General features: G+C 65.3%; 5 protein-coding genes. 3 read left to right on the top strand and 2 right to left on the bottom strand.

Annotated elements, in window-relative coordinates:
- Nucleotides 1-25: 25 nt before the first annotated feature.
- Nucleotides 26-529 carry a VOC family protein gene (locus RBB46_RS08590; protein WP_306028566.1) on the bottom strand — a complete coding sequence of 168 codons (504 nt, stop codon included), beginning with the start codon at nucleotides 527-529 and terminating at the stop codon, nucleotides 26-28.
- Nucleotides 530-822: 293 nt separating this feature from the next.
- On the opposite strand from RBB46_RS08590, the gene tyrS reads away from it, so the two are divergent.
- Nucleotides 823-2,079, top strand: a complete 1,257-nt coding sequence (gene tyrS / locus RBB46_RS08585) for a tyrosine--tRNA ligase (RefSeq protein ID WP_306028563.1) — start codon at nucleotides 823-825, stop codon at nucleotides 2,077-2,079.
- A 110-nt stretch (nucleotides 2,080-2,189) separates the two neighbouring features.
- Here the strand turns inward: tyrS and RBB46_RS08580 are convergent, their stop codons facing one another.
- Entirely contained in the window at nucleotides 2,190-5,429 is a 3,240-nt protein-coding gene (locus tag RBB46_RS08580; protein ID WP_306028561.1) for an AsmA-like C-terminal domain-containing protein, read from the bottom strand.
- 228 nt (nucleotides 5,430-5,657) lie between these two features.
- Between RBB46_RS08580 and bcp the strand changes: the two genes are divergently transcribed.
- The gene (gene bcp / locus RBB46_RS08575; RefSeq protein WP_306028559.1) at nucleotides 5,658-6,128 is read left to right on the top strand and encodes a thioredoxin-dependent thiol peroxidase; all 471 of its coding nucleotides are present in this window, start codon (nucleotides 5,658-5,660) and stop codon (nucleotides 6,126-6,128) included.
- A 30-nt stretch (nucleotides 6,129-6,158) separates the two neighbouring features.
- Nucleotides 6,159-7,010 carry a ferritin-like domain-containing protein gene (locus RBB46_RS08570; protein ID WP_306028557.1) on the top strand — a complete coding sequence of 284 codons (852 nt, stop codon included), beginning with the start codon at nucleotides 6,159-6,161 and terminating at the stop codon, nucleotides 7,008-7,010.
- The last annotated feature ends 70 nt before the right edge of the window (nucleotides 7,011-7,080 follow it).

Genomic DNA, 7,080 nt, shown 5'->3' with positions numbered 1-7,080 from the left:
GGCCTTCCGGCGCAAACGACCGGCCTCAGATGGCCTGCACCGCGATGCGGTTGCCTTCACTGTCGCCGATCTCGGCGACAAATCCGCCCGTGCCGATCGGCGTCTTGGCAAAGAGCACTTTCCCGCCGGCCTCGACGGCTCTCGCCAGGGCCGCGTCGATGTCGTCAACATTCAGGTATGGGATCGCTCCTTCAAGGCTCGGCACATAAACCGGCCCTTCGGCGAGCGCTCCACTCGCACCGTCCTCGCCTGCCTGGAACGGGAAGAATGCCATCCGGTTCTCGTGAATGGTGACAATCTCGCCAAACGCGACGGAAAACACCGCGCCGTAAAAGCACATGGCCCGCTCGAGATCCGAGACAGGAATTTCAACGTGAGCAATCAGGTTCATGGTGCGGAAACGTCCTGTCTTGTCGCGACCCGTCTTGCAGCGGATAGGGTTGATCGCAGGCCGCCATCTGCCCCGGGCTGCGAACGACACAGCCAGCGGGTCCCGGGTGGCCGTATCGGCAAGGACAGGCGATGCCATGTCGTCCCGCCGGAACGAAACGGCCCTCTCCCCACCCCTGTCACCGCCGCGTCATCCGGCCTTGATAAGAGACATCCGGCGTCGGCGCGATACCCTCGCCGACCTCGACCCGCAAAACTTGTCAGCGGCCGGTTTTCCCGGCCGTTTTTTTTGCGTGGCTCCGCAAGCACTCTCCCGGTTTCCCCATGACGGCCGCATCCGGCGGATTTCCCCGTGATCTCGACGGCCAGTTCGGCTAAGACGTGCGGGCCCTTGCGGGCGTTTCACGTCACAACAAGATGCAGATTGGCAAGATGACCGGATTCAAGTCGGATTTCCTGAGGACCCTTAGCGAGCGCGGTTTCATCCACCAGATGTCGGATGAGACCGGTCTCGACGATCTCCTGCGGACAGAGACGGTCACCGCCTATATCGGCTACGATCCGACGGCGTCCAGCCTGCATGTCGGCCATCTGATGCAGATCATGATGCTGCACTGGTTCCAGGCGACCGGCCACCGGCCGATCTCGTTGATGGGCGGCGGCACCGGCATGGTTGGTGATCCCTCCTTCAAGGAGGAGGCCCGCAAGCTGATGACCGTCGAGATGATCGAGGACAACATCGCCTCGATCAAGCGCTCCTTCGCCAACTACATCGACTATGACAAGGGCCCGCTCGGCGGCGGCCTGATGATCAACAACGCCGAGTGGCTGCGCCCGCTCAACTATCTCGAATTCCTGCGCGATGTCGGCCGCCACTTCTCGGTCAACCGCATGCTGTCCTTCGACAGCGTCAAGACGCGCCTCGACCGCGAGCAGTCGCTGTCCTTCCTCGAATTCAACTACATGATCCTGCAGGCCTACGACTTCGTCGAGCTGGCGCGGCGCTACGACTGCCGCCTCCAGATGGGTGGCTCCGACCAGTGGGGCAACATCATCAACGGCATCGATCTCGGCCATCGCATGGACACGCCGCAGCTCTACGCCCTGACCTCGCCGTTGCTGACCACCGCCTCGGGCGCCAAGATGGGCAAGACCGCCTCGGGCGCGGTCTGGCTCGATGCCGACCTGCTGTCGGTCTATGACTTCTGGCAGTACTGGCGCAACACCGAGGATGCCGACGTAGAGCGCTTCCTCAAGCTCTTCACCACGCTGCCCCTTGACGAGGTCGCCCGCCTTTCAGCCCTTGGCGGATCGGAGATCAACGAGGCGAAGAAGGTGCTCGCCACCGAGGTCACCGCCATCCTGCATGGCCGCAAGGCCGCCGAGGACGCGGCCGAGACCGCCCGGCGCGCCTTCGAGGAAGGGGCGCTGGCGCAAGGCCTGCCGACCGTCAACGTGCCGGCGGGCGAGTTGGAAGCGGGCCTCGGCCTGCTTGCCGCCTTCGTCACGGCCGGGCTCTGTGCCTCCAACGGCGAGGCGCGGCGCCAGGTCAAGGGCGGCGGCCTTCGGGTCAACGATGTCGTGGTGCAGGACGAGAAGCGCGTTCTGGGCACCGCCGACCTCGTCGAGGACGGAGTGATCAAGCTCTCGCTCGGCAAGAAGAAGCACGTGCTGTTGAAAACCGCCTGAACAGGCGCGCGCGCGACCGGTTGAAAGAGCACGAGGGGCGGTCGATTGGCCGCCCCTCTTTGCGTTGTCTCTTCCACAGGGTCCATCCGCAGGACGCCGCGCGCCCGGTCTTACCGATACTCGAAGATCTTGCGGAAGATGCCCGGTGCCATGGCCGAGGCCGGATTCACGCTCAGAACCGGGTCGCCGATCGCCCCGGTCAGCTTGTAGGTGACCCCGATCAGCCCCTCGTCGGAGCCCCCGCCAAGCGCGAAACCGAGGATCGGGATCTTCGCGAAGAGGTTGTTGAGCGCGAAGATCGGCACGAAGGTTCCCGTCATGTCCAGCGTGCGGGTCGCCAGGTCGACATTGCCGGACACCGTGCCGCCGATGGTTGCCCCGGCAAGCGTCCCGTCGGTGATCGTCAGGATATCCCCGCTGCGGCGGAACTCGAGGTCAAGTGCGCTGAACGAGGCCTCGCCGCTGCGCTCCGCACCGGCCAGCAGCTGTTGCCGGCGCCGATCGCCGGTTTCCGTCACGGCGCGACTGCGGGCCAGTGCGCGGATCGCCGGATCCTCAGTAATCGCCAACCGCTTGATCTTGAATCTTCCTGTCCAGTTTTTCGCCGAAGGCATTGAAACGGAAAGGAAACCCACACCTCCACGCATCCGCTCGTAGAGATTGGCAAAGCGCAGCAGGGCGCCTGTGTCCTGTATCGTGCCGCTCAGCATCCTCTCGCTGCCCTTTCCGGCCAGATCGAGCTTGAACGCCGCGCGTCCGCTGGATGTGCCGCTCACCGACAGGCTGCGCGTCTCCCCTCCGACGGAGGAAAGGTTCAACTTGACCCCTGCGAGGTTGACCCCGTTGAAGCCGGTGAGTTGCTCGATGTCGGCGGTCAGCCGCAGTGCGGTCTTGCCCGCGCCCTCGCCGTTGGCGCGCTCCCGCGTCAGGCTGGAGATCAGGCCGCGCCCGTCGAACCGCTTGGCGCGGAAATCGACGACGATCTGCTGCCCCTCCCGGGACACCCGCATGCTCGCCTCGTCACTGGCCCTGAGTGCGAAGCGCGAGAATTGCGCGCTGTCGAGATCTCCGGACTTGGTCAGGTTGATCGAGCCCGTGATCTCCACCCCTTCGGAGGTCAGGGTGAAGCCGCGGATTTCCCGCCGCCCGCTGTTCTCGGTCATCGTGAAGCGGGCACGGGCGGCAACGTCCGGGCTCTTCGTCCAGCCGACTTCGGCCAGGTCGATGCGGGCCCGCGTCAGGTCGATGTCGTAGGTCTGGCCGGTGGCTGTCTCCTCGCTCGACAGGCGCAGCGGCCCGTTGACGAATTGCCTGAGGTCGATGCCGCGGTCGGCCAACTGCCTTGCCGTCACTTCCAGGGTGACACCCTGGCGTGCGGCCACCGCGTCCTCGCCTCCCTCGCCGAACGGCACGACGATGTCGAGATTTGCCGGCAGTCCGTCCAGTCGTGCCTTGCCCTTCAGCGCGATGCTGCGCGCATCGACATCGAAACTCAGGTTTCCCGCCCCCAGCTTGTGGCCACGGATCGGCTTGGAATTGGAGAACCCGCGCAAGGCGCCGGTCAGGCTCCAGTCGACATTGTCGACCCGCACGTCCTTCACCAGTGCGAAGCGCGCGTTGAGCGTCATCTCGCCGGTTCCCGCGACATCGTCCGGAGCAAGGTCGTTGCGCGACAGCACGGTGAAGGGCTCGGCGTCCAGCAGCGTCGCGAGCGAGGGCGCCGGACCGCTCGCGGTCAGTTCCAGAACGCCGGTCTTGTCGCCGCTCTTGCGGATGTCAGGGACCGAAAAAGTGATCTCCGGCAAGGAGATCTGCTCGCCGGCACGGGCCACCATGATCCCGTTTTCGGACGTCACCGTCAGGACCTCGTCGGCGACCCGCACACGGCCCGACAGCGATTGCGCGACCGGCACCGTGCCCACGGTCTTCAAGCTCATGTCGGAAAAGCTGATATCGACATTGACGTCGTTGCCCGACCAGCCCGGCTCGGGATCCGAAACATCGAAAGCCGGCGGCTGCAACGCGACCGTCGCCCGTCCGCTGTTCACCCGGCCATCGACCAGATGCTCGATGATCCAGGCGCGCGCCGGCGGGATCATGGTGACCGGCCACAACCTCTTGAGCGTCGCGACCGCCATCGGGCCGCTTTCGATCGCCAGCGCCAGGTAGGGGCCGTCATCTCCGATGCGTACGGAACCCGCGCCATCGAGATTGGCCGAGCCCGAGCGCAGCAGGATCTTGTCGAAATGCATCTCGCGCGCCGCCGGGTCGGCCCGTCCCTCGAGGACGAAGGCCTCCATGGCGAAGGGCGGACCCGGAACGTCGCTCGGCCCGATTTCCGCATTGCGCGACACAATGCGATAGGACCACAGGTCCTGCCATTCGCGCGGCGGCTCGACCACGCCCTCGAAAGGGAAATAGGTGTTGCCACGGATATAGCTCGACGGTGCGATCTTGAAACCGGGGGAACCCGCCTCCCACAGCGCCTGCACGTCGATCTTGTCGAAGCTGACGATCGAACGGCCGGTATTCACCCAGCCCGGAGACACGATGAACCCGACACGCGTCTCCTTGAACGTCCCACGCTCGTCGAGCGTCGCGTCCAGCCGGGCCCGAACCGGAACACCGAGGCCCCGCCCCGCGCCCATCGCCATCTCGAGCGGCATGAACTCGCCGGGCGACACGTCGTGCAGGTCGACGCGCATGAGCCGTTCCCTGGATGTCGGGTCCGTGACGCGGCTGACCTCCGCGCGCCATTGGCCAAGCCGCCCTGCCACCTCGGCGGAAACATTGAGATCGTCCTGCCCGCTCCGGGTCAGGACCGCATCGATGCCACGGATGCGATAGGTCTCCTCGCCTTCCGCAACGATCTCGGCGGCGAGCAGCTCGATACGGGCGACCCCGCGCGCCGCAAGCTGGTGCAATGCCGCCCCGGCGGTGCGGTCCGCCGCCTCGACCAGGACCGACATGTCCGGGATCTCGGTCGGCGACGTGGATTCGCTCAGCGTCGACACTTTCAGTCGCGCCTGATCCAGCACGATCTCGGCCAGCTGCAGCTTGCCGAGCAAGGCCGCCGACAAGTCTACGGGCGCCGAGATGCGTGGCACGCTGAGGGACACCGGCGTGCCTCCGCCAATGTCCATCGCCACGTTTTCCAGCTCGATACGCAGCGGCAGGCCTTCCGACAGATCGATCGTCGCGGCTCCGACCGTCAGCCTGGCATCGCCGGTAGAGGCGCGGTCCTCGATTGCGCGCGCCAGGTAAGGAAGCGAGATCGGCCCGTGATAAAGCGTGACAAGCAGCCCGCCGAACATCGCCAGGACAACGGCACCGATGACGACAAGAACCATCGGCCAGCGCCGACGGCGATGACGCAAAACGTCCCGCAACGGTTTGTCGCGATGGATCAGTCGTCTAAACAGTGTCCTGGTCCTCTGGGCATGGCGCTGATCGCATCGGCGAATCGCACACATCATAATATGTCGAGTGAGGGATCCGTGCCCTTCGGGCGCCCGTATCTGCATCTGACAGGAAAGCGGTGATTCTTCACCGTCGAAGTGACAAAAGGAAGGCAAGACATGAGCGAAGTCGCAAACGGAGACATGGCCCCCGATTTCGAACTCGCGACCGATGGCGGCGGCACGGTGCGCCTGTCGGACCTGCGCGGAAAGAAGGTCGTTCTTTATTTCTATCCCAAGGACGATACGCCCGGCTGCACCAAGGAGGCCATAGACTTTTCCGCCCTTCAGCCGGAGTTCCACGGCGCGGGAGCCGTGGTGATCGGCATCTCTCCCGACGGGACGACAAAACACGACAAGTTCAAGGCCAAGCACGCCCTGACCGTCACCCTTGGGGCGGACCCTGACACGGCCGTTGCCGAGGCCTATGGCGTGTGGGTGGAGAAATCCATGTACGGCCGCAAGTACATGGGCGTGGAGCGCTCGACCTTCCTCATTGACGCGTCTGGAAAGATCGCCGAAACGTGGCGCAAGGTGAAGGTTCCAGGCCATGCCGAGGCGGTTCTCGAGGCTGTGAGAGCCAACGGCTAGGCCGTATCAGGGAAAGGCGGCGGACATCACATGCGCGTTTCTCCGGCCAGGGCGGACGCCGCCGCCTACCAGCCGCGCTCGCTTGCCTGCGGCGCGCGGCGCGTCGTCGCCGCCACCTGCCTCGACGAGAAGGTGAACGTTGCCCATGCAACGGCGCGCGCCTGGTTTTCCCGTACGCTGTCCCTGCGACGGCGCACCGGCGCCGAGCCGATGCCGGACCAGCCCGGGCGCCCGGACCGGCCCGTGCTGCTGCCCCCGCGCGACATGCCGAAACGGGCGATCGGCGGCGTGGCCGGCCGGATCGCGATGCTGCATTCCCTTGCCCATATCGAGCTGAACGCCGTCGACCTGACCTGGGACATGGTCGGCCGTTTCGCCGACCGTGCCTTGCCGCGCTCGTTCTTCGACGACTGGGTGCGTGTCGGACTGGAGGAAGCCAAGCATTTCTCCCTGCTGCGCAAGCGGCTTGACGATCTCGGCTCGTTCTATGGCGCCCTGCCCGCCCATCACGGCCTGTGGGAAGCGGCGGAAAGCACCGGCGACGATCTGGGCGGCCGGCTTGCCATCATTCCCCTCGTTCTGGAGGCCCGCGGCCTCGACATCACGCCGCCGATGATCGAAAAGGCGCGCGCCCGTGGCGACGAGGCGAGCGCGGCCATACTCGAGATCATCTATCGCGACGAGAAGCGCCATGTCGCCTTCGGGGCAAAATGGTTCCGTTTTCTCTGCGACCGGGACCGCACCGATCCCGAGCGCCGTTTCCAGGATCTCGTGCGCCGCCATTTCCGCGGCGGATTGAAGCCGCCCTTCAACGATCGCGCCCGCGCGGAAGCGGGACTGACGCCCGGATTCTACCGGCCGCTGGCGCGCCTGATCGGGTGACGGCGGCGCAAAATCCTGCAGCTCCTTAGCATTTGTTAACCTTAATAGCGTCCAATCGGACCGTGATCAT

The organism is Stappia sp. MMSF_3263 (assembly GCF_030733745.1).
Lineage (GTDB): Bacteria > Pseudomonadota > Alphaproteobacteria > Rhizobiales > Stappiaceae > Stappia.
Note: the sequence above shows the minus strand (reverse complement) of the source record. Positions and strands in the feature narration are given on the sequence as shown.